This window comes from uncultured Stenotrophomonas sp. (genome assembly GCF_945952405.1).
GTDB lineage: Bacteria > Pseudomonadota > Gammaproteobacteria > Xanthomonadales > Xanthomonadaceae > Stenotrophomonas.
The window spans coordinates 73,966-98,850 of record NZ_CAMFIA010000014.1 but is presented as its reverse complement, the minus strand read 5'-3'; the positions used below and the strand labels follow the sequence as shown (position 1 = coordinate 98,850).

Annotated in this window: 25 protein-coding genes; 9 read left to right on the top strand and 16 right to left on the bottom strand. The window is 66.8% G+C overall.

Annotated elements, in window-relative coordinates:
- Nucleotide 1: 1 nt before the first annotated feature.
- Entirely contained in the window at nt 2-487 is a 486-nt protein-coding gene (locus Q0P60_RS14745; RefSeq protein WP_294994909.1) for an Lrp/AsnC family transcriptional regulator, read from the bottom strand.
- Nucleotides 488-611: 124 nt separating this feature from the next.
- Here Q0P60_RS14745 and phhA point away from each other — a divergent pair, with 124 nt between their 5' ends.
- Nucleotides 612-1,505: a phenylalanine 4-monooxygenase gene (phhA, locus tag Q0P60_RS14740; protein ID WP_294994906.1), complete on the top strand. Its 894-nt coding sequence runs from the start codon at nt 612-614 to the stop codon at nt 1,503-1,505.
- Between the two features lie 105 nt (nt 1,506-1,610).
- On the opposite strand, the gene Q0P60_RS14735 is transcribed toward phhA, so the two are convergent.
- Nucleotides 1,611-2,666, bottom strand: coding sequence for a LacI family DNA-binding transcriptional regulator (locus tag Q0P60_RS14735; protein ID WP_294994903.1), 1,056 nt, complete (start codon nt 2,664-2,666; stop codon nt 1,611-1,613).
- A 245-nt stretch (nt 2,667-2,911) separates the two neighbouring features.
- Here Q0P60_RS14735 and Q0P60_RS14730 point away from each other — a divergent pair, with 245 nt between their 5' ends.
- The 4 genes from Q0P60_RS14730 to Q0P60_RS14715 all read left to right on the top strand — a co-directional run bounded on the left by Q0P60_RS14730 (nt 2,912) and on the right by Q0P60_RS14715 (nt 5,921).
- Entirely contained in the window at nt 2,912-3,502 is a 591-nt protein-coding gene (locus tag Q0P60_RS14730; protein WP_294994900.1) for a cysteine dioxygenase family protein, read from the top strand.
- A 138-nt stretch (nt 3,503-3,640) separates the two neighbouring features.
- Nucleotides 3,641-4,279, top strand: coding sequence for a bifunctional 4-hydroxy-2-oxoglutarate aldolase/2-dehydro-3-deoxy-phosphogluconate aldolase (eda, locus tag Q0P60_RS14725; RefSeq protein ID WP_294994897.1), 639 nt, complete (start codon nt 3,641-3,643; stop codon nt 4,277-4,279).
- Nucleotides 4,280-4,375: 96 nt separating this feature from the next.
- The gene (gene adhP, locus Q0P60_RS14720; protein ID WP_294994894.1) at nt 4,376-5,404 is read left to right on the top strand and encodes an alcohol dehydrogenase AdhP; all 1,029 of its coding nucleotides are present in this window, start codon (nt 4,376-4,378) and stop codon (nt 5,402-5,404) included.
- 127 nt (nt 5,405-5,531) lie between these two features.
- Nucleotides 5,532-5,921 carry a hypothetical protein gene (locus tag Q0P60_RS14715; protein WP_294994891.1) on the top strand — a complete coding sequence of 130 codons (390 nt, stop codon included), beginning with the start codon at nt 5,532-5,534 and terminating at the stop codon, nt 5,919-5,921.
- 71 nt (nt 5,922-5,992) lie between these two features.
- On the opposite strand, the gene ligD is transcribed toward Q0P60_RS14715, so the two are convergent.
- From ligD to Q0P60_RS14700, 3 genes are all read right to left on the bottom strand, one after another.
- Entirely contained in the window at nt 5,993-8,461 is a 2,469-nt protein-coding gene (gene ligD, locus Q0P60_RS14710; RefSeq protein ID WP_294994889.1) for a DNA ligase D, read from the bottom strand.
- Nucleotides 8,462-8,464: 3 nt separating this feature from the next.
- Nucleotides 8,465-9,409, bottom strand: coding sequence for a Ku protein (locus Q0P60_RS14705; protein ID WP_294994885.1), 945 nt, complete (start codon nt 9,407-9,409; stop codon nt 8,465-8,467).
- A 202-nt stretch (nt 9,410-9,611) separates the two neighbouring features.
- Nucleotides 9,612-10,010, bottom strand: a complete 399-nt coding sequence (locus Q0P60_RS14700; protein WP_294994882.1) for a hypothetical protein — start codon at nt 10,008-10,010, stop codon at nt 9,612-9,614.
- 147 nt (nt 10,011-10,157) lie between these two features.
- Between Q0P60_RS14700 and Q0P60_RS14695 the strand changes: the two genes are divergently transcribed.
- The gene (locus tag Q0P60_RS14695) at nt 10,158-10,502 is read left to right on the top strand and encodes a hypothetical protein (RefSeq protein WP_294994879.1); all 345 of its coding nucleotides are present in this window, start codon (nt 10,158-10,160) and stop codon (nt 10,500-10,502) included.
- A gap of 116 nt (nt 10,503-10,618) precedes the next feature.
- Here the strand turns inward: Q0P60_RS14695 and Q0P60_RS14690 are convergent, their stop codons facing one another.
- A complete protein-coding gene (locus Q0P60_RS14690) occupies nt 10,619-12,709 on the bottom strand; it encodes a TonB-dependent receptor (RefSeq protein ID WP_294994876.1) in 2,091 nt (696 codons plus the stop codon).
- 171 nt (nt 12,710-12,880) lie between these two features.
- Here Q0P60_RS14690 and Q0P60_RS14685 point away from each other — a divergent pair, with 171 nt between their 5' ends.
- From Q0P60_RS14685 to Q0P60_RS14675, 3 genes are all read left to right on the top strand, one after another.
- Nucleotides 12,881-14,083 (top strand): amino acid aminotransferase, encoded by a 1,203-nt coding sequence (locus Q0P60_RS14685; RefSeq protein ID WP_294994873.1) that lies wholly within the window; start codon nt 12,881-12,883, stop codon nt 14,081-14,083.
- Between the two features lie 257 nt (nt 14,084-14,340).
- Nucleotides 14,341-15,357, top strand: coding sequence for a class 1 fructose-bisphosphatase (locus Q0P60_RS14680; protein ID WP_294994870.1), 1,017 nt, complete (start codon nt 14,341-14,343; stop codon nt 15,355-15,357).
- 107 nt (nt 15,358-15,464) lie between these two features.
- Complete coding sequence (locus tag Q0P60_RS14675) at nt 15,465-16,175, top strand: 2OG-Fe(II) oxygenase (protein WP_294994867.1); 711 nt, start codon at nt 15,465-15,467, stop codon at nt 16,173-16,175.
- Nucleotides 16,176-16,193: 18 nt separating this feature from the next.
- On the opposite strand, the gene Q0P60_RS14670 is transcribed toward Q0P60_RS14675, so the two are convergent.
- From Q0P60_RS14670 to Q0P60_RS14625, 10 genes are all read right to left on the bottom strand, one after another.
- Nucleotides 16,194-17,285 (bottom strand): PA0069 family radical SAM protein, encoded by a 1,092-nt coding sequence (locus Q0P60_RS14670; RefSeq protein WP_294994864.1) that lies wholly within the window; start codon nt 17,283-17,285, stop codon nt 16,194-16,196.
- A 132-nt stretch (nt 17,286-17,417) separates the two neighbouring features.
- Entirely contained in the window at nt 17,418-18,161 is a 744-nt protein-coding gene (locus Q0P60_RS14665; protein ID WP_294994861.1) for a pyridoxine 5'-phosphate synthase, read from the bottom strand.
- A gap of 9 nt (nt 18,162-18,170) precedes the next feature.
- Entirely contained in the window at nt 18,171-18,440 is a 270-nt protein-coding gene (locus Q0P60_RS14660) for a hypothetical protein (RefSeq protein WP_294994858.1), read from the bottom strand.
- Between the two features lie 40 nt (nt 18,441-18,480).
- Nucleotides 18,481-19,941, bottom strand: a complete 1,461-nt coding sequence (gene cls / locus Q0P60_RS14655) for a cardiolipin synthase (RefSeq protein ID WP_294994855.1) — start codon at nt 19,939-19,941, stop codon at nt 18,481-18,483.
- Nucleotides 19,942-20,123: 182 nt separating this feature from the next.
- Nucleotides 20,124-20,537, bottom strand: a complete 414-nt coding sequence (locus tag Q0P60_RS14650; RefSeq protein WP_005411740.1) for a biopolymer transporter ExbD — start codon at nt 20,535-20,537, stop codon at nt 20,124-20,126.
- Between the two features lie 3 nt (nt 20,538-20,540).
- On the bottom strand, nt 20,541-20,966 hold the full coding sequence (locus tag Q0P60_RS14645; RefSeq protein ID WP_005411739.1) for a biopolymer transporter ExbD: 426 nt from the start codon (nt 20,964-20,966) through the stop codon (nt 20,541-20,543).
- Between the two features lie 61 nt (nt 20,967-21,027).
- The gene (gene exbB / locus Q0P60_RS14640; protein WP_005411738.1) at nt 21,028-21,789 is read right to left on the bottom strand and encodes a TonB-system energizer ExbB; all 762 of its coding nucleotides are present in this window, start codon (nt 21,787-21,789) and stop codon (nt 21,028-21,030) included.
- 93 nt (nt 21,790-21,882) lie between these two features.
- Nucleotides 21,883-22,440, bottom strand: a complete 558-nt coding sequence (locus tag Q0P60_RS14635; protein ID WP_294994930.1) for an energy transducer TonB — start codon at nt 22,438-22,440, stop codon at nt 21,883-21,885.
- Nucleotides 22,441-22,694: 254 nt separating this feature from the next.
- The gene (locus Q0P60_RS14630; RefSeq protein WP_294994848.1) at nt 22,695-23,882 is read right to left on the bottom strand and encodes a tetratricopeptide repeat protein; all 1,188 of its coding nucleotides are present in this window, start codon (nt 23,880-23,882) and stop codon (nt 22,695-22,697) included.
- Between the two features lie 132 nt (nt 23,883-24,014).
- Nucleotides 24,015-24,821, bottom strand: coding sequence for a M48 family metallopeptidase (locus tag Q0P60_RS14625; protein WP_294994845.1), 807 nt, complete (start codon nt 24,819-24,821; stop codon nt 24,015-24,017).
- Between the last annotated feature and the right edge of the window lie 64 nt (nt 24,822-24,885).

Sequence of the window (24,885 nt, the reverse complement as noted above, 5' to 3'; positions counted from 1 at the left end):
CTCAGGGCTCCAATTGCGACAGCGGCAACGCCTGGAAGCCCTTCACTGTGCGCAGCACGAAACTGGAGTTGGCATCGGCCACGCCGCCGGCATTGAGCAGCCGGTCGAGCAGGAAACGCGAGAAGTGTTCCAGGTCACGCACGTAGACGTGCAGCAGGTAGTCCATGTCGCCGGTCAGCGCATGGCAGGCCACCACTTCATCCCAGCCTTGCACGCTGTCCACGAAGTGGCCGATGGCGGCCTGGTCGTGCTTTTCCAGCTGCACGCGCACGAAGGCCTGCAGGCCCAGGCGGAGCTGACGTGGCTCCAGGCGCGCGCCATAGCCGATGATGACGCCCTCGCTTTCCAGCCGCTGCAGGCGGCGCAGGCAGGCCGAGGGCGAGAGATTCACCCGCGCCGCCAGTTCGGCATTGGTGGCGCGCCCATCCCGCTGGATCTCGGCCAGCAGGCGTATATCCGTGCGATCGAACTGGACTTCTCCGGCCATTGTTGCCCCGCAACATGGTGAGTACGCAAGGATATTGCGCCAACAAGGCCAATCGACGCAACTTTTGCAACCCTGTTGCGCGGCCCCTGGCCTAGCATCGTGGTATCCCGTCAAGGAGTGCCCCATGGACCTCGCCCAGCCCCGCCGCGTCGAACACCAGCAGACCGACAAGGGCTACGTGCCGGTGTACACCACCGCGCTCGTCGAGCAGCCGTGGGAGACCTACAGCGCCGACGACCACGCCACCTGGAGCACGCTGTACCAGCGCCAGCGCGAGCTGCTGGTCGGCCGTGCCTGCCAGGAATTCCTGGATGCGCAGGATGAAATGGGCATGAGCGCGCACATGATTCCGCGCTTCGACCAGCTCAACGAAGTGCTCGGCGCCGCCACCGGCTGGACCCTGGTCGGCGTTGAGGGCCTGCTGCCGGAACTGGATTTCTTCGACCACCTGGCCAACCGCCGGTTCCCGGTGACCTGGTGGATCCGTCGCCCGGACCAGATCGACTACATCGCCGAGCCGGACCTGTTCCACGATCTGTTCGGCCACGTGCCGCTGCTGATGAACCCGGTGTTCGCCGACTACATGGAGGCGTACGGCCGCGGCGGTGTCAAAGCCCATGCGATCGGCCCGGAGGCGCTGCAGAACCTGACCCGGCTGTACTGGTACACGGTGGAGTTCGGCCTGATCGATACGCCCGAGGGCCTGCGCATCTACGGTGCCGGCATCGTGTCGTCCAAGGGTGAGTCGCTGTACTCGCTGGAATCGGCCGCACCCAACCGCATCGGCTTCGACCTGCAGCGGATCATGCGCACGCGCTACCGCATCGACACCTTCCAGAAGACCTACTTCGTCATCGACAGCTTCGAGCAACTGATGCAGGCGACGTCGCCGGACTTCACTCCGATCTACGCGGCGCTGGCCGACCAGGCGCATCTGCCGGCCGGTGATGTGCAGGACCAGGACCGCGTGTTCCAGAAGGGCACGGGCGAAGGCTGGGCCGACGGCGGCGACGTGTAGTCACGCCGCGCGGCTGGCTGGGTACGGAAAACGGCGCACCGGGGTGCGCCGTTTTCGTTGCTGCCCGCCCGCACTGCAGCCGCCGTGCAGGCGAGGGCAGGGCATTCAGCCCTCCACGGCCCGGCAGGAACCGCGCACCATCAGCTGCGGGTGCACGCTGGCCGCGACCGGCACCTCCGGAACGTCGGTCTGCACCAGCATCGCGGCTGCCATGCGGCCGATATCGGAGACATGGCGGCGCACCGAGGTCAGCGGCGGCCACAGCCGCGATGCCAGCGGACTGTCGTCGTAGCTGACGATCGACAACTGCTGTGGCACCGCGATGCCGGCGCGCAGCGCCACCTGGTACACACCGGCCGCCATCTCGTCGTTGCCGGCGAAGATCGCGCTGGGCCGGCCCTCGCCGAGCAGCAGGCGTTCGGCGGCATGCACGCCCGACTCGAACGTATCGCCGGCCTCCAGCACGCGCTCTCCCGGCAGGGTCAGGCCCACCTGGGCCAGCCGGTCGAGGAAGCCATGGGTCCGTTCGCGGGCGGACCGGCGGTCACCCGGTCCGGTGATCACCGCGATGTCGCGGTGGCCGAGCGAGAGCAGGTAGCCCGCTGCCGCGGCAGCGCCATCGCGATCATGGGTGACCACCGCCTGCGTTTCGTCCTCCGACGCGTGCGCGTTGATGCGGACATAGCGGCAGTCGATCTCATCGAGCATCTGTGCCAGCGCCACCGACTCGGAGGCGCGCGGGCCAAGGATCACGCCATGCAGCTTCTGCTGCTGCACGAAGCGCCGCACGCCCTGCGCGCCCTCCGGTGCCGCGCTGTCGCACGGGTGCACCACCAGCTCGTAGCCGGTGCCGCGCAGTGCTTCCAGCGCACCATGCTGCAGGTCAACGATGCATTGGGCGCCCGGGTCGTCATACACCAGGCCGATCAGGAAGGAGCGGCGGAACGCGAGTCCGCGCGCCAGTGGGTCGGGCACGTAACCGACCTCGCGCATCAACGCTTCGACCTTGTCGCGGGTGTCCTTGCGTACCAGCGGCGAGTTGTTGATGATTCTTGAAACCGTTTTCTTGGAAACTCCCGACAGTCGTGCGATGTCGTTGATCGTGGCAGCCTTGCCCTTCGATGCCGGCAATGCAGCATCGCTAATAATTCGCACTGACATGTATAGAACCAGGTAAGTCGGAGAATTCTAGCCTTGCGCCCGTCGGGCGCGAAGTTGCGGAATGTCGCAGTGAATGTGAACCGTGTCGTGTTCGACCAGTTCTACTGCGCAAGGTTCCATTGTGACCGCTCTAGCCGAAATGCATCTGAACCCGTCTTCTCTTTCGCGCGTGTTCACCCTGAATGCGGACGCGACGCGCGCGAATCGCCAACATTCCCTTAACCATGCTCCGCTACAGTCGGGGCATGGACCTGCAGACCTCTCCGTTTCCGGCGTTCCGTGGCCGCGACCGGTTGATCGCCGCAGTCGACGCGGCGATGACCTCCGGTGATGCCGAGCGCATCACCGCCGACCTGCAGCTGGCGCTGCAGGAAGCCATCGCGGACAGCCGCATCGAATTGCCCGAGTGCGTGCACCGTCCGGTCAGTGATCATTACGCGCGACGCCCGCTGTACCACAGCCGCGAACACGGCTACAGCGTGATTGCCATGAGCTGGGGCCCAGGGCAGGGCACGCCGCTGCACGACCACGATGCCATGTGGTGTGTGGAGGGAGTGTGGTCGGGCGAGCTGGAGATCACCCGCTATGAACTGCTGGAGTGCGCCGGGGAGCGCTGGCGTTTCCGCCGCCACGCCGTGCTGCGTGGGGGCTGCGGCAGTGCCGGCAGCCTGATTCCGCCGCACGAGTACCACACCCTGCGCAATGCCAGCGACCAGTCACTGGCGATCTCGGTGCACGTCTACGAGGCACCGATGGAGCGCTCGGCGGTGTTCGATCCGCTCGGTGGCGACTGGTACCAGCGCCGCATCCAGGCCCTGCAGGCCGACCCGGCCTGAACCCGGTACGGGGCAGGGCAGAGCAGGGCACGAGCCACGCCTTCGCCAGCACCTTCGCGGTCCGCGTGGCATCATGCGCCGCTGCGCTGCCAGGCCCGGCGGCGATCCGCGATGCCCTGTCGGGCAAGGAGCAAGACGATGTCCAGCGCTGATCCGCGCCTGCGCGCGCTGTTGAAGCTGGCACCGGTGATTCCGGTGTACACCCCCGAAGATGTGAATGAAGCGGTCGAAGTGGCCCAGGCGCTGTTCCGCGGTGGCCTGCCGGTGATCGAAGTGACCCTGCGTACGCCACAGGCGCTGGACGCGATCAAGGCGATGGTCGAAGCCGTGCCGGATGCGGTGATCGGCGCCGGCACCGTGCTCAATGCTGCCCAGATGCAGGCAGCCAGGCAGGCAGGTGCGCGCTTCGCGGTGTCTCCGGGTGCAACGCCGGCGCTGTACGCGGCCGCGCGCGATGCCGACCTGCCGTACCTGCCCGGTGCCGCTACGGCTTCGGACCTGATCATGGGCCTGGAACACGGCAGCGACACCTTCAAGTTCTTCCCGGCGGTGCAGGCCGGTGGCGCCGCGTTGCTGGCCGCCTGGCACGGCCCGTTCGCCGATGTGCGCTTCTGCCCGACCGGTGGCATCAGCGCGCAGACTGCGCCGCAGTTCCTGCATCTGCCCAACGTGCTGTGCGTGGGCGGTTCGTGGCTGACCACCCCGGCGCTGCTGCAGACGCGTGACTGGGATGCGATCGAGCGCCTGGCGCGCGAGGCCTCGGTGCTGGCCAGCTGAACCCGCTGCACGGATCTTCAAAGGTTTGATCGTGATCAAAGCGCCGGCCTCGCGCCGGCGTCATTCTGTGGGCAAGCGCACTACGGAGATCCGAACATGAATCCAACCATGAAGGCCGCTGTCGTGCGTGAGTTCGGCAAGCCACTGGTGATCGAGGAAGTCCTGGTACCGCGCCCGGGGGCGGGCGAGGTCCTGGTCAAGATCGAGGCCTGTGGTGTCTGCCACACCGACCTGCACGCCGCCGAGGGCGACTGGCCGGTGAAACCGAACCCGCCGTTCATCCCCGGTCACGAGGGCGTGGGGCACGTCGTGGCCGTGGGTGGCGGGGTCGGGCACGTCAAGGAAGGCGACAGGGTCGGCATCCCCTGGTTGTACTCGGCGTGTGGCCATTGCGAACACTGCCTGGGTGGCTGGGAAACGCTGTGCGAGACGCAGCGCAACACCGGCTATTCGGTCAACGGCGGCTTCGCCGAGTACGCGCTGGCCGATGCCAACTATGTCGGCCTGCTTCCGAAGGAAGTGGGCTTCGTCGAGATCGCGCCGGTGCTGTGCGCCGGGGTGACCGTCTACAAGGGCCTGAAGGTCACCGACACCCGGCCAGGCGACTGGGTGGCGATCTCCGGCATCGGTGGCCTTGGCCACATGGCCGTGCAGTATGCGCGGGCGATGGGCCTGAACGTGGCCGCAGTGGACGTGGACGACAACAAGCTGGCGCTGGCCCGGCAGCTGGGCGCACAGGTGACGGTCAACGCCCGCACCACCGACCCGGCGGCCTATCTGAAGAAGGAGATTGGCGGCGCGCATGGCGCCCTGGTCACCGCGGTTTCGCCAAAGGCCTTCGAGCAGGCACTGGGCATGGTCCGCCGCGGCGGCACCGTGTCGCTCAACGGCCTGCCACCCGGCAACTTCCCGCTGGATATCTTCGGCATGGTGCTCAATGGCATCACCGTGCGCGGCTCGATCGTGGGTACCCGGCTGGACCTGCAGGAATCGCTGCAGTTCGCCGCCGAGGGCAAGGTCGCCGCCACGGTCAGCACCGAACGCCTGGAAAACATCAACGACGTGTTCGCGCGCATGCATGCGGGCAGCATCGAAGGCCGCGTGGTGCTCGACTTCGCCGCCTGACCACCTGTGCATGGCCGCCGTCGCTCCGTCCCCCTCTCCCACGGACGCGGCGGCCATGCCGATTCACCGCTGCTGCCGGCTGCCGGCCGGCCACCGCAGGCACGGCGCGCGGCCGTACAATGCGCGCATGCCTGGCATGCTCAAGATCCTGTTCCTGTCCATCGTCGCCCTGATCGGCGGCGTGCTGTCGCTTGCGCTGGTCAGCAGCGTCGCCAGCTGGCTGCCCCCCCTGCTGGGCCTGTCACCGTCCAACAGCGTGCAGCTGGGGTGGGACCTGGCCTTCAGCGTGCTTGGTGGCGTCGCCGGCATTTCCTTCGCGACCTACTACGCACCGTGCTGGCCGCGATCGCATGGCTTCTCGATCTGGTCGCTGATCGCACTGGGCTGTGGCTATGCGGTGTGGAGCGTGGGTGCGGATTTCCCGCTCTGGTTCGTGGTGTCGCTGCTGGTATCGCTGCCGTTGCAGCTGCTGGCCGGCTGGTGGTTCGGGCGCCGCGCGTCGCGCGATCTGCGCTGAGCGCATACAGGTAGTGCCGGCCGCTGGCCGGCAACCTCGGCCATCCTGCTGTTGCCGGCCAGCGGCCGGCACTACCGCTTCAGCGACGGCAACGTCTGCTTCAGCCGTTCGATGCCGTGCCACGGGTTGCCCTTCAAGCGCTTCGCCCGCGCCAGCGCCTTGGCCATCGGAAACGCGTCGGCGGCGGTGACACGTGCCAGTTCTTCCCAGCGCAGTGGCACTGCCACACCGGCACTGTCGCGCGCGCGCAGTGACCAGGAGCAGACGCTGGTGGCGCCACGCGTATTGCGCAGCCAGTCGATGAAGATCACGCCGTCGCGCTTGGCCTTGCTCATCGTCGCCACATAGCGCTCCGGCGCCTGCTCCGCCATCGCCTGCGCGAACGCCTGGCAGAACGCCTTGGCCTGGTCCCAATCCGCCTTGGGCTGCAACGGCACCACCACGTGCACGCCCTTGCCGCCAGACAGGCGCACAAAGCTCTGCAGGCCGATCTCCAGCAGGCGCTCACGCACCTCGCGCGCGCCGGCCTTGACCCGTGCCCAGCCCACCCCTTCGCCGGGATCCAGATCGAACACCAGCCGGTCCGGGTGCTCAGGATCGGCCACGGTCGCACCCCAAGGGTGCAGCTCGAGCGTGTTCATCTGAACCAGCTGCAGCAGGCCCTGCGCATCCTCGATATACACGTAGTCCTCGCGACTGCTCTTCTGCTGGAGCTCAACCGCATACACGGCGTCGCCCAGGCCCGGGCCATGATGCTTCTGGAAGAAGCAGGTCTTGCCCACACCGTCGGGACAACGCAGCAGCGACAGTGGGCGGCCGGCGATCTCGGGAAGAATCCAGCGCGACATCTGCCGGTAGTAGGCCGCCACATCGCCCTTGCTGAGCTTCTGCCTGGGAAACACCACCCGCTCAGGATGGGTAATCTCAACCTCGTACGGTGCATCAGCCTTCGACGGCGCCACGGGCAGATCCTCCTTCAACGTGTCGGTGCGCAGCCGCTTGAAGCTGGCCTGGCGCAGCAGGCCTTCCTTGCCCAAGCCGCGGAACGCCACCTCGGCGACGGCCTGCGGCTTCACCCAGCGCACGCTTGCGGCACGGAAGGGAACATGGGCCGGCAGCTCCAGCACCGGTGCCGTCACCGCCAGCGGTCGCAGCGCTTTGCTCAGCGCGCGCAGACCCTGTCCGTCGAAGCCGGTGCCGACCCGGCCGACATAGCGCAGCCCATCGCTGTCCGGTGTTGCCAGCAACAATGATCCGAAGCCGACCCGGGAACCTTTCGGCGCCGTGTGGCCGATGATCACGAACTCGTCGGTGTCCTCGTGCTTCACCTTCACCCAGCTGCGGGCACGGGTGTTCACGTAGGGGGCGTCCACCTGCTTGCTGACGATGCCTTCGAATCCCGCCTTGCCGCTGGCATCGAATACCTGCGGGCCATGGTCGATCACGTGTTCACTGAAGGCCAGCGTGCCGGGCGTGCTGCCCAGCAGCTCCTTCAGCAATGCCTTGCGTTGCAGCAGCGGCGATCGGCTGATGTCGGCACCGGCGACACCCGGTAGATCGAATACCACATAGCGCAGCGCTTGCTTCGAGCTGCCATCGATCACCCGCTGCAATGCGGCGAAGTCGCTGCGGCCCTGTGGGTCGAGCACCACCAGCTCGCCATCCAGGCGGGCGTCGCGTACCGGCAGCGCCTGGATCGCCTGGACCACCTCGGGAAAGTCGGCGGTCCAGTCCAGGCCGTTGCGCGAGCGCAGCTTCACTTCTCCGTCGTGCAGATCGGCCAGCAGGCGGTAGCCATCCCATTTGATCTCATGCAACCAACCGGCGCCCTCCGGCGCGTTGTCGCGATGATCGGTCAGCTGCGGCTTGAAGGCCTGCGGGTAGGGCGTGTCGCGTGCGTTGTCCAGTCGCAGCGCGCGCGCATGCCAGCGCACATCGGCCTTGCGTCGCGTACGCGCGGCGGGCGTACTGCGCGTGACCGCCTTTGCGTGCTGCTTCGGCAGCGGCGCGTCTTCCGCCAGCAGATCGTCGGCTTCGGCATCACGCGCTTCGGCATCGTCGCGCTTGATCAGCAGCCACTGCACCTGGCGCCCCTTCAACGTGGTGCGCACCAGCTTCCAGCCACCGGCCAAGCGCTGCCCGTGCAGCACGAAGTCGATCTTGCCTGCCGCCAGCGCCTGCAGTGGATCGCCCTCGCAGGCCCAACTGCCGTGGTCGAACACCCGCACATGGCCGGCACCGTAGTGACCTTCGGGAATATCACCTTCGAAACCCGCGTAGGACAGCGGATGGTCTTCCACTTCCACTGCCAGCCGTTTTTCACCGGCGCGCAGCGAAGGGCCTTTCGGCACCGCCCAGCTCTTCAGCACACCGTCCATTTCCAGGCGGAAATCGTAGTGGCGCGAGCTTGCGTGGTGCAGCTGGATGACGAAGACCGGTCGCCGTTTCGGATCCCCCTGTCGCGGCGTGTCGTCAGGTTCCGGGGTCTGCCCGCTGCCGCCGCCAAGACGCCGCTTGCGCCGATACTGGTGCAGCGACATGGCTCACCCTGCCTTGCGCCGCGCCGCGGGTTTCGCCGCCACTTTCTTGGCCACCTTGCGGGTCGCCTTCTTGGCGGCCTTCGTGGCCGTCTTCTTCACCGCGGGCTTGGCCGGGGTGCTGCGCGTCGCGGCCTTCTTTGCCGGCGTGCGCTTGTTCGCGTCCAGGCTCTTCTGCAGCAGCGCCATGAAGTCGACCACATTGGTGGTGGCGTCCTCGCGCGGTGCCGGTTCCTCTTCCACCCGGGTGGTGCCGCCCTTGGACTTGATGCGCTTGTTCAAGACCTGCTGCAGCCGTTCGCGGAACACGTCGTGGTACTGCGATGGATCCCAGTCAACCGACATCGATTCGATCAACTGCCCGGCCATCGCCGTTTCCCTGCTGGTGATGCGGTAGTCCGACAGCTTGCCGGCAGGCAGCGTGTAGTCCTCCGGATCAACCAGCTCCTGCGGGTAGCGCAGGATCATCAGCACCAGCGCATCCTGGTGCGGCATCACCGCACACAGATACTCGCGCGTGCGGACCACCACCCGCGCGATGCCCACCTTGCCGGTACTGCGCAATGTCTCGCGCAACAGCACATAGCCCTTTTCAGCCTTCTTGCCCGGCACCAGCAGGTACGGCTTCTCGTAGTAGCGTGGATCGATCTGCGCCGCGTCCACAAACGATTCCACTTCCACCGCTTCATGGCTTTCCGGTGCCGCCGAGCGGATATCGCCTTCCTCCAGCACGACATAGCTGCCCTTGTCGTACTCGTAGGCTTTGACGATGTCCTTCCACGGCACCTCCTCACCGGTTTCCGCGTTGACGCGCTCGAAGCGGATCGGCTTGCGGTCACGCGAATCGAGCATGCGGAACTGCAGGTCGACCTTGCGTTCGCCGGACATGAGCGACACCGGAACATTGAGCAGGCCGAAGGAAAGCGTGCCGGTCCAGATCGGGCGGGCCATGAGCGCACCTGTAGTGGGGCAGGGTGCCCAGCTTGGGGCGGCCGGTGTAAATCGATCGTGTCGGTGCCGTGCAGGCAGGCTCTAGAGGCGCACGAGCCACGGCGACCGCCGCCGGTAGCACCGAGCCTGGGCTCGGCCGCGGCTTCCGGCACAGAAGCAGCCGAGCATGGCTCGGCGCTACAGGTTCAATGCCTGCGCTCGGTTACTGCAGCAACGGTCGTACCGCCGCTGCCGGAATGTGATCCAGCGCGCGCCAGGCGTCTTCCACCACGGGCCGCGCCTGCGACCACGCCAGGCGTGACTGCCCGCGCATCTGCTCCCAGTGCTCGGCCAGTTCCTCGCAGGTATCGGCGGCGTCACCGCGCGGCCAGTCGGCCGCATGGGTGGTCAGCGCGAACGCATACACCGGGCACAGGTCGCGCCAGTTGCGGTGGCTCTGGCCACGACGCTCCTCATAGTCGCTGAGCATGTACTGCAGGTAGTCCTGGGCCACCGCCTGCGGATCTTCATGGCGGCGGGTGCGGCGCTGCGCGGTGCGCTGGCCGAGCGGATCGAGCAGGGCGTTGAACACGGACGGTGCGGGTCGTTCAAGACGGGGCATGGCCGGCTCCTGCAGCGGGGGCGGGTGGGCAGGAATACGCGCGGTGCCGTTATCGGGGGGTGAGCGGGATGTTCATTGACGCCAGGTTCGCGGCGGCTTTACCTGTGCGGCGGTGTAGTGGGAGCCCCCAGCGCAGGTAGCCAGACCATGAGCCGAGAGACTTCCCGCGACCCGCTGCGCGCCAACCATCCGCCGATTCCGGGTGAGCAGCGCGGCAAGCATGATGCCGACACCGCCGACTATCGCGGCACCGGTGCGCCCTTCTTCGATGCCGCGCAGGGCGGCGACCATCTGCCGGTGAAGCACGAGGCTGAACAGGCCGCCCAGGATCGCAAGGACGGCGGCGACCGCCATCGCGGCGGCCAGGAAAGCCCGCTCAAGCGCCGGGAGCGCAAGCAGCGGGCCAGCGACAACCAGGACGAGGCCCTGGAAGAGACCTTCCCGGCCAGCGACCCGACCTCGCCGTTCGTGCCGGCCAAGGCCCCCGATTGACCGGTAGTGCCGGCCGCTGGCCGGCAATCTGAAACCCCCGCAGCGGATATCGCCCGGGTCCGGTAGTGCCGGCCGCTGGCCGGCAACCCGAAATCCCAGCAGCCGGCACCACCGTCCTAGCGCCACGACCACTGCAACCCGGCGCTGGCGCGGCGGCCCGGCCCCGGCTCGTAGAAGCGGCCGTTGCCATCGTTGACGATCACCGAGCCGATATAGCCCTGGTCCAGTACGTTCTCCAGCCGCGCGAACGCACGCAGTTCGCCGCCCGGCAGGGTCCAGCGGCGTCCCCCTTCCAGATGCAGCAGGGCGAAGCCCGGCGCTCGCGCGGTGGCCAGGTCGTTGGCCACGGTATCGCTGCTGGCCGAGGCCTCCAGCGCCCACTGCCAGTCGGCAGGCGTCCACTGCAGGCGGGCGAAGGCCTGTTGCCGCGGCACGCCGGGCAGCCGGCTGCCAGCAGCGACCGGGCTGTTGGAGGTGAGGTAGGGCGAGCGCACCTGCGCCTGCAGCCAGGTCCAGGCCAGCTGCAGTTCCAGCTGCGCGGCCAGCGGTTGGTGGTACTCAAGTTCCACGCCCTGGCGGCGGGTACGGCCGATGTTGCGGTAGGTGCTGCGCCCACCGATATTGCTGGCAACGGCCAACTCATTGTCGGTATCTGCGCGGAACAGGCTGATATCGAGCCGGGTTCCATCCTGCGCCTGCCACTTGCTGCCGACCTCCAGGTTGCGGCTGCGGGCCGCGGCCAGATCCAGCGCCAGCCCGGCCTGGCCATCGGCGCGATAGCCCAGCTCATTGAAGGTGGGCGTCTCGAAGCCGCGACCGACGGCCGCGTGCAGGCGCCACTGCGGGCTGGCCGCGAAGCTGATGCCGGCCACCGGCGTGGTGGCCTGGTAACGACGGTGGCCGCTGTCGTCCGGGTTGCTGCCGGTGACGTAGCGGTCATCGGACTCGAAGCGTACCTGGCTGTGGCGCAGCCCGGCCAGCAGCGACCAGCGCGGACTCCATTGCCACCAGGCCTGCGCGAACTGATCCACGTTCTGCACGATGTCGATCTGGTCGCGGCGCAGGCGGCCGCGCCCCCCCAGCTGGCCGGCGACGAAGTTCTCGTAGCCGGTGCGGTGCTGGCGTTGCCGGTCGGCGCTGATCCCGGCCACCAGGTCCAGCGGACGATCGGCCAGCGTGCCGTGCCAGCCCCAGCGCGCGTCCAGCCCGCCATAGCCGCCATCGAGATCGATCACCCCGCCGGCATGCAGGGGATTGGCCTGGGCGGCGGCGGGTATCGGCAGGTACTGGCTCACCGCGCGCTGACCGGCATAGCCCATCAACTGCCAGCGCTGCGCCTCGGTTTCCCGCGTCCAGCGCAGGCCCGCCTGTTGCTGGCGCACCGATTTGCGGGTGTTGTACTGGTGCGCGACCGCTGTCGCCTGGCGCGGGTCCGCAGCCACCTGCGCACGGGTCAGCCCCAGCGGGTCCTGCGCGTCCGGTGCCTCCAGCGCATTGAGCAGCAGTTCCAGCCGCCCGCCGCCCAGCTCGCCGCCCAGGCGGGCATTGAGCGATTCGCGGCGCGCACGGCTGTGATCGCGCCAGCCATCGGTGCGGAAGTGGGTGGCCGCGATGTTGTAGTCCAGCCCGCGGCCGGCGCCCTTCAGCTGGGCACCGACGCTGAGCGTAGTGTCGGCACCAGCGTTGAGGCGCAGCCGCCACGGGTCGCCGGCCTGGCCCTGCGCGCTCCACACCTGCAGCACGCCGCCGGAGGAATTGCCGTACAGCGCCGAGAACGGCCCGCGCAACACCTCGATGCGTTCGGCACCGAGCAGGCTGGCATGCGACAGCTGGCCCTGGCCATCGGGCATGGTCGCCGGTACTCCGTCGATCAGCACCCGCACCCCGCGCACACCGAAGGTCGAACGCGCGCCGAAGCCGCGGATCGACAGCTGGGTGTCCTGGGCGAAATTCTGCCGGTCGCGCGCCAGCAGCCCCGGTACCCCGGCCAGCGCCTCGGACAGCTGCACGCCGGTACCGGCGCGGCCGGCGTCGATCCAGACCGTGTCCTGGCTGGCCGGCAGCGCGAACGGGTCGATGCCCGGCACCCGTGCGGCCTGCACCTGCACGGCGGGAAGGGCGGTAGGGGTGGGCTCGGCCACCGCCGCCAGGGGCGACAGCAACAGCGCGGACAGCGGCAGGCAATGGCGTCGTGCGGCGGGATTCATGATTCAGGTTGATGGATCGGGCGGCAACGCACGCCATGGTACGGGGCGGCGGATGACGATGGCGGCGGCCAGCCCCGGCAGGCTTTGTTACGATGGGCTGTTTCCGGCCGAAAAGCCGCAAGCCGCGTGGCGCAATTCCTCCCCCTTTCCGTCTACCGAACGAGTACCGCCGTGTCCTTCTTTGCAAACGTGGAACTGGTCCCAGGCGACCCGATCCTGGGCCTGACCGAGGCGTACAACGCCGACAGCCGCCCGACCAAGGTCAACCTGGGTGTGGGCATCTACTACGACGAGAGCGGCCGCATTCCGCTGCTGCGCGCCGTCAAGCAGATCGAGCAGCAGCTCGCCGCTGAAGCCAAACCGCGCGGCTACCTGCCGATCGATGGCCTGCCGGCGTACACGCAGGCCACGCGTGAACTGGTGTTCGGCAAGGACTCGCCGCTGCTGGCCGCCGGCCGCGTCACCACCGCACAGACCGTCGGTGGCAGCGGTGCGCTGCGCGTCGGCGCCGACGTGCTGAAGAAGCTGCTGCCGCACGCCACCGTTGCGCTCAGCAACCCGAGCTGGGAAAACCACCGCGCGGTGTTCAGCGCCGCCGGCTTCGAAGTGCTGGATTACACCTACTTCGACCCGACCACCCATGGCGTCAATTTCGACGGCCTGCTGGCCGACCTGCAGAAGCTGCAGCCGGGCACCGTGGTGCTGCTGCACGCCTGCTGCCACAACCCGACCGGTGCCGACCTCACGGTCACCCAGTGGAAGCAGGTCGCGCAGCTGCTGAAGGACCGCCAGCTGTTCCCCTTCATCGACATGGCCTACCAGGGCTTCGACAAGGGCATCGAGCAGGACGGTGCCGCGGTGCGCATCATTGCCGAGGCCGGCATCGACAGCTTCATCGTCGCCAACTCGTACTCCAAGTCGTTCTCGCTGTACGGCGAGCGCGTCGGTGCACTGTCGATGGTCGCGCCGACTGCGGCCGATGCCAAGGCCGTGCAGTCGCAGGTCAAGCGCGTGATCCGCACGATCTACTCCAGCCCGTCCACCCACGGTGCCGCGCTGGTGGCTGGCGTGCTGAACAACCCGGAACTGCGCGCGATGTGGGAGCAGGAGCTGACCGAGATGCGCGAGCGCATCCATGCCCTGCGTCAGGGCCTGGTCGAGAAGCTGGCCGCCGCCGGCGCTCCGCAGTTCGGCTTCATCAATGAGCAGGCCGGCATGTTCTCCTATTCCGGCCTGAGCCGCGAACAGGTCGAACGCCTGCGTGACGAGTTCGGCATCTACGCCGTCGGCACCGGCCGCATCTGCGTTGCGGCGCTGAACCAGAACAACCTGGAATACGTCGCCAAGGCCGTGGCCACCGTCGCCAAGGGCTGAAGCAACGCTCCAGTGGTGTGAGAACAAGGGCGCCGAAAGGCGCCTTTGTTTTTGCCGGATCACTGTAGAGCCGAGCCCACGCTCGGCTCACCTGCGCAGCGCGGAAGACAGCCGAGCATGGGCTCGGCTCTACCGTTGCCTGGCGAAGCGCCACCAGCGCGATGCATCTGGAAACGATTACGCCTCCCTGCGCTCACGCACGCCCGCGCCGGACCGGCGACAATAGGCGTTTTCCCGCTGCCGAGACCTGCCCGCCCATGTCCCGTACTTCGTTGACCCGCTTCCTGATCCAGGAACAGCACGCCGGCCGCATCAATGCCGACCTGCGCCAGCTGATCGCGGTCGTCGCCCGCGCCTGCACCAGCATCTCCATTGCCGTCAGCAAGGGCGCCCTCGGTGGCGTGCTCGGCGATGCCGGCACCGGCAACGTGCAGGGCGAAGCACAGAAGAAGCTGGACGTCATCAGCAACGAGATCCTGCTTGAAGCCAATGCCTGGGGCGGCCACCTCGCGGCCTGCGCCTCGGAGGAAATGGACCACAGCCAGCCGGTGCCGGACATCTACCCGCGCGGCGATTTCCTGCTGCTGTTCGATCCCCTCGACGGCAGCTCCAACATCGACGTCAACGTCTCGGTCGGCACCATCTTCTCGGTGCTGCGCTGCCCAACCAATGTCGAACTGCCGGGCGATGACGCGTTCCTGCAGCCGGGCAGCAAGCAGATCGCCGCCGGCTACTGCATCTATGGGCCGAGCACGCAGCTGGTGCTGACCGTCGGCCACGGTACCCATGCCTTCACCCTGGACCGCGAGAAGGGCGAGTTCGTGCTGACCACCGAGAACATGCAGATTCCGGCGGCCACCCAGGAGTTCGCCATCAACATGTCCAACCAGCGTCACTGGGAAGCGCCGATGCAGGCGTACGTCGGCGACCTGCTGGCCGGCAAGGAAGGCGCGCGCGGCAAGAACTTCAACATGCGCTGGATCGCCAGCATGGTGGCCGACGTGCATCGCATCCTCACCCGCGGCGGCATCTTCATCTACCCGTGGGACAAGAAGGATCCATCCAAGGCCGGCAAACTGCGCCTGATGTACGAAGCCAACCCGATGGGCCTGCTGGTCGAACAGGCCGGCGGTGCCGCCTGGACTGGCCGCGAGCGCATCCTCGACATCCAGCCCGACCAGCTGCACCAGCGCGTGCCGGTGTTCCTCGGCTCGCGCGAGGAAGTGGCCGAGGCCGTGCGCTACCACCACGCGCACGACCAGGCGCAGGGCTGAGCAGCGATCACCCTACAGCGGTCATGGCAGATCGATGACATGACCGTGGGGTGACACCGAGGGCGGCAAGCGGCACCATCAAGCCGTTGCCGCCCAAGGAATGCACGATGCACGAGCACGGCCCGGTCGATTTCATCGAAGTCATCCACAACGCGGTCCCCAGCGAGGTCTGTGCCGCGATCGTTGAGCGCATGCGCGCCACACGGGGCCTGCTGCCGGGTGCGGTGGGCAGTGGCGTGTTCCCGGAACTCAAGCACAGCAAGGATCTGCGCATCAGTGGCCTGGACGGCTGGCAGGATGTCGACCATCAGCTGCAGCATGCGGTGTTCAACGGGCTGCTGAGTTATCTACGCCGTTATCCACAGGCGCTGATCGCACCGCTGATGTTGCAGATCCAGGACAGCAATGGCCAACCGCGACGCCTGTCCGCCGAGGATTTCCCCGACATGCCGGAACAGCAGTTGGCCGATCTGGCGCGCACCTGCCTGCGCCCGGGCGCGATCAACCTGCAATGGTATGCGGCGGGGCAGGGCGGTTATCCCTACTGGCACTGCGAACTGTACCCACGTGATGCGCAGGCCGAGACCCTGCACCGGCACGTGCTGTGGACGCTGTACCTCAACGACGGATTCGAAGAAGGCGAGACCGAGTTCCTGTTCCAGGGCCGCAAGATCGCGCCGCGTACCGGCAGCCTGCTGATCGCCCCGACGGCGTTCACCCACACCCATCGCGGCAACCGGCCGCAGGGGGGCGACAAGTTCATCGCCACCAGCTGGATCCTGTTCCAGAGTGCGCAGAAGCTGTTTGGCGGCGGCTGAGGGCGCCGTCCACAGGCGCTAGAACAACGAGCCCTGCGGCGAATCCTTCTTCGGTGGCAGTGGCTTCAGGAAGCGGCTGCAATCCAGCTTCGGCCAGTGGCTGTTCTGCGCGTTGAAGCCGAGGCGCTTGCGCGCCAGCTTGAAGCGGTTGTTCAACAGGTCGGCATAGACACCCTGGCCGCGCATGCGACTGCCGAACTGGCTGTCGTAGTCCTTGCCGCCGCGCAGCTGCTGGATGGTGCTCATCACGTGCGCGGCACGATCCGGATGATGGGTATCGAGCCAGTCGCGGAACAGCGGGGCCACTTCCAGCGGCAGGCGCAGCAGGACGTAGCCGGCGGTGCTGGCGCCGGCATCATGCGCCGCCTCCAGGACCGCTTCCAGTTCGCTGTCGTTGATCCACGGAATCACCGGCGCCACCATCACCCCGACCGGAATACCGGCCTCGTGCAGGCGCTTCATCGCGCGCAGCCGTGCATGCGGTGCCGATGCGCGCGGTTCCAGCTTCGCCGAAAGATGTGGATCCAGCGAGGTCACCGAGAAGTGCACGCTGACCAGGTTCTCCGCGGCCAGCGGCGCCAGCAGGTCGATGTCGCGCTCGACCAGTGCGTTCTTGGTGATCAGCGAGAACGGATGCTTTGTCTCCAGCATCACTTCGATCAGCTGCCGGGTCAGCTTGAACTTGCGTTCGATCGGCTGGTAGGCGTCGGTGTTGATACCCAGCGCGATCGGCTGCGGCACGTAACCCGGCTTCGACAGCTCCTTGCGCAGCAGTTGCGGCGCATTGGTCTTGGCGAACAGCTTGGTCTCGAAGTCCAGGCCCGGCGACAGGTTGAGATAGGCGTGCGAGGGGCGCGCGAAACAGTACGAGCAGCCGTGCTCGCAGCCGCGGTACGGATTCACCGACTGGCTGAAGCCGACGTCCGGAGAATTGTTGCGGCTGATGATGCTGCGTGCGGTTTCGGCGCGCACTTCGGTGCGCAGGCGCGGGGCGAGGAACTCCTCGCTCTCATCCACCGCCCAGCCGTCATCCACCGCCTCGCTGACGGTGCTTTCGAAGCGCCCGGCAAGGTGGGACGTGGAACCTCGGCCCTTGATCGCAATACCCATGGCGGCAGGGTACGCCGGCACCGTCTCAGTGGCTGCGACGGGCGCCTGAAGGGTTCAGGGCGGTGCCGAGCCGACCCTGGTCCCGGCGTCAGGTCGTGTAGAGCCGAGCCCATGCTCGGCTGCCCGCGACAGTCACAGCAGCGCCAGGTACCCGCGCACGGTGGCGTCCAACCCGTCATACAGTGCTTCACCGATCAGCGCATGGCCGATCGAGACTTCCAGCACGTCCGGCACCTGGGCCAGGAAATCACCCAGGTTGTCCTGCGACAGATCGTGCCCGGCGTTGACCCCGAGACCGACCGCCTGCGCGCGCCGCGCGGCGGCGGCGAACAGTGCCAGCATTGGCTCCGCATCGCCCGCCGCGTGCGCCTCGGCGTACGGACCGGTGTACAGCTCGATGCGGTCGGCACCGACCTCGGCCGCCTGCTCCAGCAGGGGATTGCCGGCATCGACGAACAGGCTGACACGGCAGCCCATCGCCTTCAGTTCGGCGATCAGCGGGCGTAGCCGCTCGGCGTCCCGTTCGAAATCGAAACCGTGGTCGGAAGTGATCTGGCCATCCCCATCGGGCACCAGCGTGGCCTGGGCCGGCCGCGTCTGTGCGCACAGCGGCAACAGGCCCGGGTAACCCTCGCGGGGCGGGGCGAACGGGTTGCCTTCGATGTTGAATTCAACGCCACGCGCGCGCGTCAGCGTGGACAGCGCCAGCACGTCCTCGGCGGTGATGTGGCGGCGGTCCGGCCGCGGGTGCACGGTAATGCCATGCGCACCGGCATCCAGGCAGGCCTGGGCGGCACGCACCACGTCCGGTTCGGCACCGCCGCGCGAGTTGCGCAGGACGGCGATCTTGTTGACGTTGACGCTGAGCTGGGTCATGGAACGGTACTACTTGGAAAGAGGGGACGGATCGTGGTCGTGGCCGTCGTCTGTACGGCGGGCCTGGGCCTGTTCGCGCAGGCAGCGCAGTTCCTCGGCATCGACCAGGGTGGCCGGGTCGCGCTGCAGGTCGCCGAAGCGTGCCACGTAGCGACCGCGCACCCAGGCCAGCAGGAAGGCGAGGGCCGCCAGCAGGCACAGGGCCATCAACCCGGCGCTGGGGGTCTTCAGGGCGAAGGCGAAACAGCCCAGCGCCAGCAGCAGGTACAACCAGTACATAGTCGGGCTCCCCGGACGATCGCCGCAGTGTAGCGCTGCGTCAGAGCAGCGGCGAGGCCAGCCGCGCGAAGGCCTCGGGCAGGCGGTGCAGCCACAGCGGGCGGCCCGCCTGGTCGTGCACGCGGCTGGCCCGGTCGAACTCGCCCTGCAGCAGCTCGGCCAGGGCGGCGACGCGGTCGCGGTCGCTGATCATCATCGACAGCTCGAAGTTCAGCCGGAAACTGCGGTGATCGAAGTTGGCACTGCCGACGATGCAGACATCATCGTCGGCGATGAACGCCTTGGTGTGCAGCATCCGCGGCCCGTACTCGTAGATCTTCACGCCGGCGTGCAGCAGCTCGTCGAAGTAGGAGCGCGCGGCCTGGGTGACGAACCAGGAGTCGCTCATCTTCGGCACCAGCAGGCGCACGTCCAGCCCGCCCAGTGCGGCCGAGGTCAGCGCCATCCGCGCCGCTTCACCCGGCACGAAGTAGGGCGTGACCAGCCAGACCCGCTCATGCGCTTCCTGGATCGCCGCCACGTGCAGGCGATGGATGGTTTCCCAGCCCGAATCCGGCCCGGACACCAGCACCTGGGCATTGATCGGGCCATCGGCGCGCAGCGGCATGTCGGCCGGCCACAGCCGCGCGATGTCGAAGTGCGAGTGGTCCTGGCCGCTGGCATACAGCCAGTCTTCGGCGAACACCAGCTGCAGGCTGCGCACCACATGGCCACGGATGCGCATGTGCAGGTCGCGGTAAGCGTCGGGGTTGCGGCTTTCGTCCTCGTCGTCGGTGATGTTGATGCCACCGGTGAAGGCCAGGCGGCCATCCACGATCACCAGCTTGCGGTGCGTGCGCAGGTTCAACCACGGCCGCTTGAACGGCTTCAGCAGTTGCCGCGGATGGAACCAGACCGCTTCGCCGCCCGCGTCGAGCAGGGGCTGCAGGAAGCGCCGGGGCAGGGCAGACGAGCCCACCGCGTCGAGCAGCAGGCGCACCTGCACGCCGGCGCGTGCGCGCTCGACCAGGGCATCGCGCAACGCGCTGCCGGCATGGTCCGGGTTGAAGATGTAGTACTCCAGATGGATGTGGTCGCGGGCCTGCGCGACCGCCTCCAGCAGGGCCGCATAGGTTGCGGCACCGTCCACCAGCCAGGTGACCTCGGTCGCGCTGCTTGGCGCCAGCCCGGTGGTGGCCTGGGCGATCTTGGCCAGCTCGGTGCAATCGGCATCGGGCGGGCAGACATCGCTGTAATGCTCCATGCCCGAGCGCGCGCGGCCGCGGCGCAGGCGCTGCCGCTTCACCTTCTGCGGGCCGAGCAGGTAGTAGATGAACAACCCCAGGTAGGGCAGCAACGCCAGCGACAGGATCCAGCTGAGCGTGGCCACCGGCTCGCGCTTCTGCAGCATGATCCAGCCCGCCAGCGCGAACAGGTACAGCAGATACGCCACCGCCAGGATCGTGCCGAGGTGGGCGATGCCATCGAGCCAGTGACGCAGGGAGTCGAAGAGGGCGAGCATCCGCCGATCATAGCGGGCGAGTGCCGCCTGATGGGGTCAGATCCCGTTTCCTGCGCGCCTGATGGGGGTCAGATCCCTTTTCCTGCGGAAAAGGGATCTGACCCCGGAAAACAAAAAAAAGACGCCCCTGTTTCCAGGGGCGTCTGCAGTCGCGTCATGACTGTTGTATTGCGGTGTTGCGATTACTGCTGCACAAAACCGATCTTCTTCATCTGAGCGTTCTTCGCGGCAGCCAGAACCTTGGCCATCACGTCGTACTCGGAATCCGGGCTGGCGTCGATGCGCAGTTCCGGCTGGTTGGTCGGGTCACGCTGGACCTCCTGCTCCATCCGCTGCTGCAGCTCGCTGGTATTGATCGGGCTGTTGTTCCACGAGACCTGGTTGCTGGCGTCGATCTTCAGTTCGATCGGCGGCGGCGGTTCGACCAGCTGCGGCGGTGGGTTGAGCACGCGCTGCGGCAGGTCCACGGCGATCGGGTACGTCATGATCGGCGCGGTCACGATGAAGATGATCAGCAGAACCAGCATCACGTCCACGAGGGGCGTGACGTTGATGTCGGCCATGGGGCCCTTGCCACCACCACTACTGAATGCCATGGCTTATTGCCCCTTCTCTTTGGTCGCGACGAAGCCGACGTCCAGCATGCCCTGCTCCTGCGCGACCTTGGTCAGGTCGTTGATGACGCGCATCTTGGTGGTGCGGTCACCACGCAGGTTCAGCGGCGGCTGCGGGGTCTGCTGGGCGGCGGTCGCCAAGCGCGACTCGAGAGTCTGCTTGTTGATTTCTTCGTCGTTCCAGTAGATCGAGCCGTCTTCCTTGACTGCCAGGGTGATCGGTCCGGAACGCTTTTCAGCGTCTTCCGGCTTCTGGATCAGGTTGGCTTCCGGCAGATCCACCTTGACCTTGTGGGACATCAGGGGCGCCGTGATGATGAAGATGATCAGCAGCACCAGCATCACGTCCACGAGGGGCGTAACGTTGATGTCGGCCATGGGGCCGCCGCTGTTACCACTACTGAAAGCCATAACGGGCTCCGTCTAGATCTTGGTGACTACTTACTTCGTCGCTGGGTGACGCGCGCCGCAATTAGCGGACGCGCGAGCCGGTGGCGAAGAAGTCGTGCAGGTCGTGCGCGAAGGTATCGAACTTGCTGATGGTCGCGCTGTTGATCTTGCTGAAGAAGTTGAAGGCGAACACGGCCGGGATCGCGACGAACAGACCGATCGCGGTCATGATCAGCGCTTCACCCACCGGGCCGGCAACGGCGTCGATCGAAGCGGAGCCGGTGGCACCGATCTTGATCAGCGCGCCGTAGATGCCCCACACGGTACCCAGCAGACCGACGAACGGAGCGGTCGCGCCGACGGTGGCCAGCAGGGTCATGCCCGACTGCAGCTTGTTGCTTTCGCGGGTCACGGCCTGACGCAGGGCGCGGTCGACGAACTCCGAACGGCTCAGGTTCTCACCCACGCCACCGGTGGCGCCGCCTTCAGCGCGCTGGTGGTGGGCAGCAGCCTGCGCAGCGTCCAGGGCGATCTTCGAGAACGGCTCGGAAGCCGGCTGTTCTTCCATCGCACGGATGGCGTCCTGCGCGTTCGGGGTGTCCCAGAACAGGCTGACGACGCGATCAGCGGCGCTCTTCAGGCGGGTAGCACGGAAGATGTTGATGACGGTCCAGTACCAGGACATGGCCGACATGGCGATCAGGGTCAGCAGCACGACCCAGGAAACCGCGAAATCACCCGGCTTGGTGGTCATTTCGTGGATCAGGTGCTCGAAGCCCATCTGCGACAGGGCGTTGGACGGATTGCCCCCGGCAGCAGCGGCGATGAAAATTTCCTGCAGCATGACGCTTACCTTTGTTGTGTGTGGTGATAAAGGGTGTAGCTAAGCTAAACAATCGAACTGGGGCGGGGGTGGCCAGGCGGCCACCCGGGCGCATCAGTTCAGCGCAAAGTTGACCGGGACGCGAACGCGACCTGCCGCCTTCTTACCGCCAGATTCAGCGGCGTTGAAGCGCCACTTGCGAGCTGCTTCCATCGCAGCACGGTCCAGGTCGCGGTTACGGCTGGACTTTTCCACCGTGACATTGGTGACGTTGCCGCTGGCATCGACATCAATGATCAGGATCACTTCGCCCTGGATACCAGCGCGGAAGGCTGCCGGCGGGTAGCGCGGCGGATTCATGGCCTTCGACGAGATGTCCACGCTGGCCTCGATCGAGGTCGGCGCAGCCGGCGGCGACGGAGGCGACGGCGGGGTGACGATATCGCTCGGGCGCGGTTCCGGCACGTCCACGACCGGCGCCTGCGGCGGCGGCGGGACCGGCGACGGCTTCGGCGGCGACAGATTCTTCACCGGCGGCGGCGGAGTATCGGTCGGCGGCGGCGGCGGCGGCGGCGGGGGCGGCGGCGGCGGCGCATCGACGATGGTCACCATGACGTTGCGCTCCTTCTCCGCGACGGCCTTGGGAGCCACGGCGGGAATGAGGAGCATCATGAAGGCGGCCAGATGCAGGGCAATTACAAACGCGATGCCGACGATGCGAGGCCAGCTCAGCCCCTTGTCATCGGGTTGTTCGTACCGGTGAACGACTAGTTGTTCCGTCATGCGCCAAGAGCTCAATAGTGGGGCCGGGATGCCGGGGGCGGAATCCCTGATCAGCGGTGCATGACACCGCAGGAACCTCCAAGCTTATACCAATCCTGAGCGCCTGCGCATCAACTGAGCAGGCATTCAGGCGTTATTCCTACTTACTTCAGGTTGATGATTTTTTTGGCATCAGCCTGGTTCTTCACACCCTTCGCCAGCGCCTGCTGGGCGGCCTGCTTGGCCTCCGGGATGCGCCCTTCGGCATGCAGGACGCGTGCCAGGTTCAGGTAGGTCTCACCGTCCTTGGACAGCGGGGCAGCCTTCTGCCACGCATCGATCGCCTGCGGCACCTGGTCGGAGTAGTAGTAGGACTGGGCCAGAGCCAGGTAGACCTGGTAATCCGGCTTCAGGATGCCCTTCTGCAACCCTTCGTTGATGACCGCGATGACGTCCTTTTCCTTGTGTTCGGTGTTGGCATAGATCGAGTACAGCTGCTTGTACTCGCGCTCTTCGGTGAGCTGGCCGCTGCTGCGCAGCTTGTCCATCACCGCGGCCGCCTTGTCCATCTGCTCGGCCTGCATGTACATGCTGGCCAGGTTCAGCTGGGCCTTCTTGTCGTTCGGGTTCTTGGCGGCCAGCGCTTCGGCTTCCTTGACCGCTTCACCGGACTGGCCGGCTTCGGACAGGGCTGCCATCAGCAGCTGGTTCCAGTTGTCCTTCGGTTCGGCGGCGCCGGCGATGGCCTGCTTCAGCACCGGGATCGCTTCCTGGTAGCGCTCCAGCTGGTACAGCGCCTGGCCCTTGGCGATCAGTTCTTCCGGCTTGGTCGACTTGCTCTCGGCGAAGTACTTGTCGAGCGTGGCCAGGCCTTCAGCGGTCTTGTCTTCCTGCAGCTGCAGCTGGCCCAGCATCAGCATCGACTGGAAGTGGCCGTTGTTGTCCAGGCCGTTGAACTGCAGGACCTGCTTCAGGTACGCGATGGCGCCCGGGGTGTCGTCGGTCTGGTAGGCGGCCTGCGAGGCCAGCTGCGCGGCCAGCGACTTGTCGTACTCGTTCGCGGCGCTGTCAGCCAGGATGGCGTCGGCCTGGGTGCGGGTCTCCGGGAACTTTTCCTTGTTGTAGCTGTCGATCATTTTCTGCAGCTTGCTGCCCATCTTGGCCGAGGCCTTGACCGTCGGCTCCTGGCGGGTCGCGTTCGGGTACAGCACCTCGGCCTTGGCCTGCTTGCCGCCGCGGTTCCCGCGCTCGGAGGAGCGCGAGGACTGCGCGAAGGCATCGGTGACCACGGCGCCGGTCAGGGCGGTCGCGACGAGGACGGAAAGCACAGCTTTGTGGTTACGGAAAATCATCGTTCACCTCGATCGAACCGCCGGTTAGCGGCAAAGTCGGACTGTCAGAAAAATCTGAGCCGCCAAACGTATCAGAAACAGATGGCGTGAGAAATCGTTTTATGTGCTGCAATACAGCATAGAACTGCGCACTCATCCGCACTTTGGCCGCAGTCCGGCCGCCTGCGCCTGCTGATAGACCGGGGTCAGGCCCGGTGCATCGCGTCGCAGTTCCTGGATCCGGTTGGCCGGATCGGGGTGGGTGGACAGCCATTGCGGGCTGCGACCGCCACTGGCGGCCATCATGTTCTGCCACAGATCGACTGCCTGCGCCGGGTTGAAACCGGCCTGGGCCATCAACCGCTGGCCGATCACGTCGGCCTCGCTTTCCTGGGTACGCGAGCCGGGCAGCAGGAAGGCGGTCTGCGCGCCCATGCCGCCGAGCTGGTTGACCGTACTGGCGGCACCTTCGCCGTAGGCGGCTCCGGCCAGCGCGCCGAGCACGGCCAGGCCGGTCTGTGCGCCCATCTGGCGGGTGATGCGTTCCTCGTGGTGGCGGGCAATGACGTGGCCGATCTCATGGCCGATCACGGCAGCCAGCTGGTCCTGGTTCTTGGCGACGCTGAAAATGCCCGTATTCACGCCGACCTTGCCGCCGGGCAGGGCGAACGCGTTGGGCTCCTTGTCGACGAACACCGCGGTCTCCCACCGTACGCCACGGTATTGAGGCGGCAGCTGCGCGACCAGGGCATTGACCACGCACTGCACGTAGCCGTTCTGGCGGCCGTCGGTGCTGATCTTTTCCTTCTGCTTGGTTTCGGCGAAGGCCTGCGCACCCAGCTGATCGAGCTGCGCCTGCGACACGCCACCCACCATCTGCCGGCGCCCGGTGGGCGAGGTGGTGGTGGCACACGCACTGACCAGGGCGGTGATGACAAGGGCCAGCAGCAGGTGTTTCATGGAAGCTCCCCCGTGTTCATGTGCGCAGTGTGTAGCGTAACGGCTTAATCTTTCGTCAAGCGGA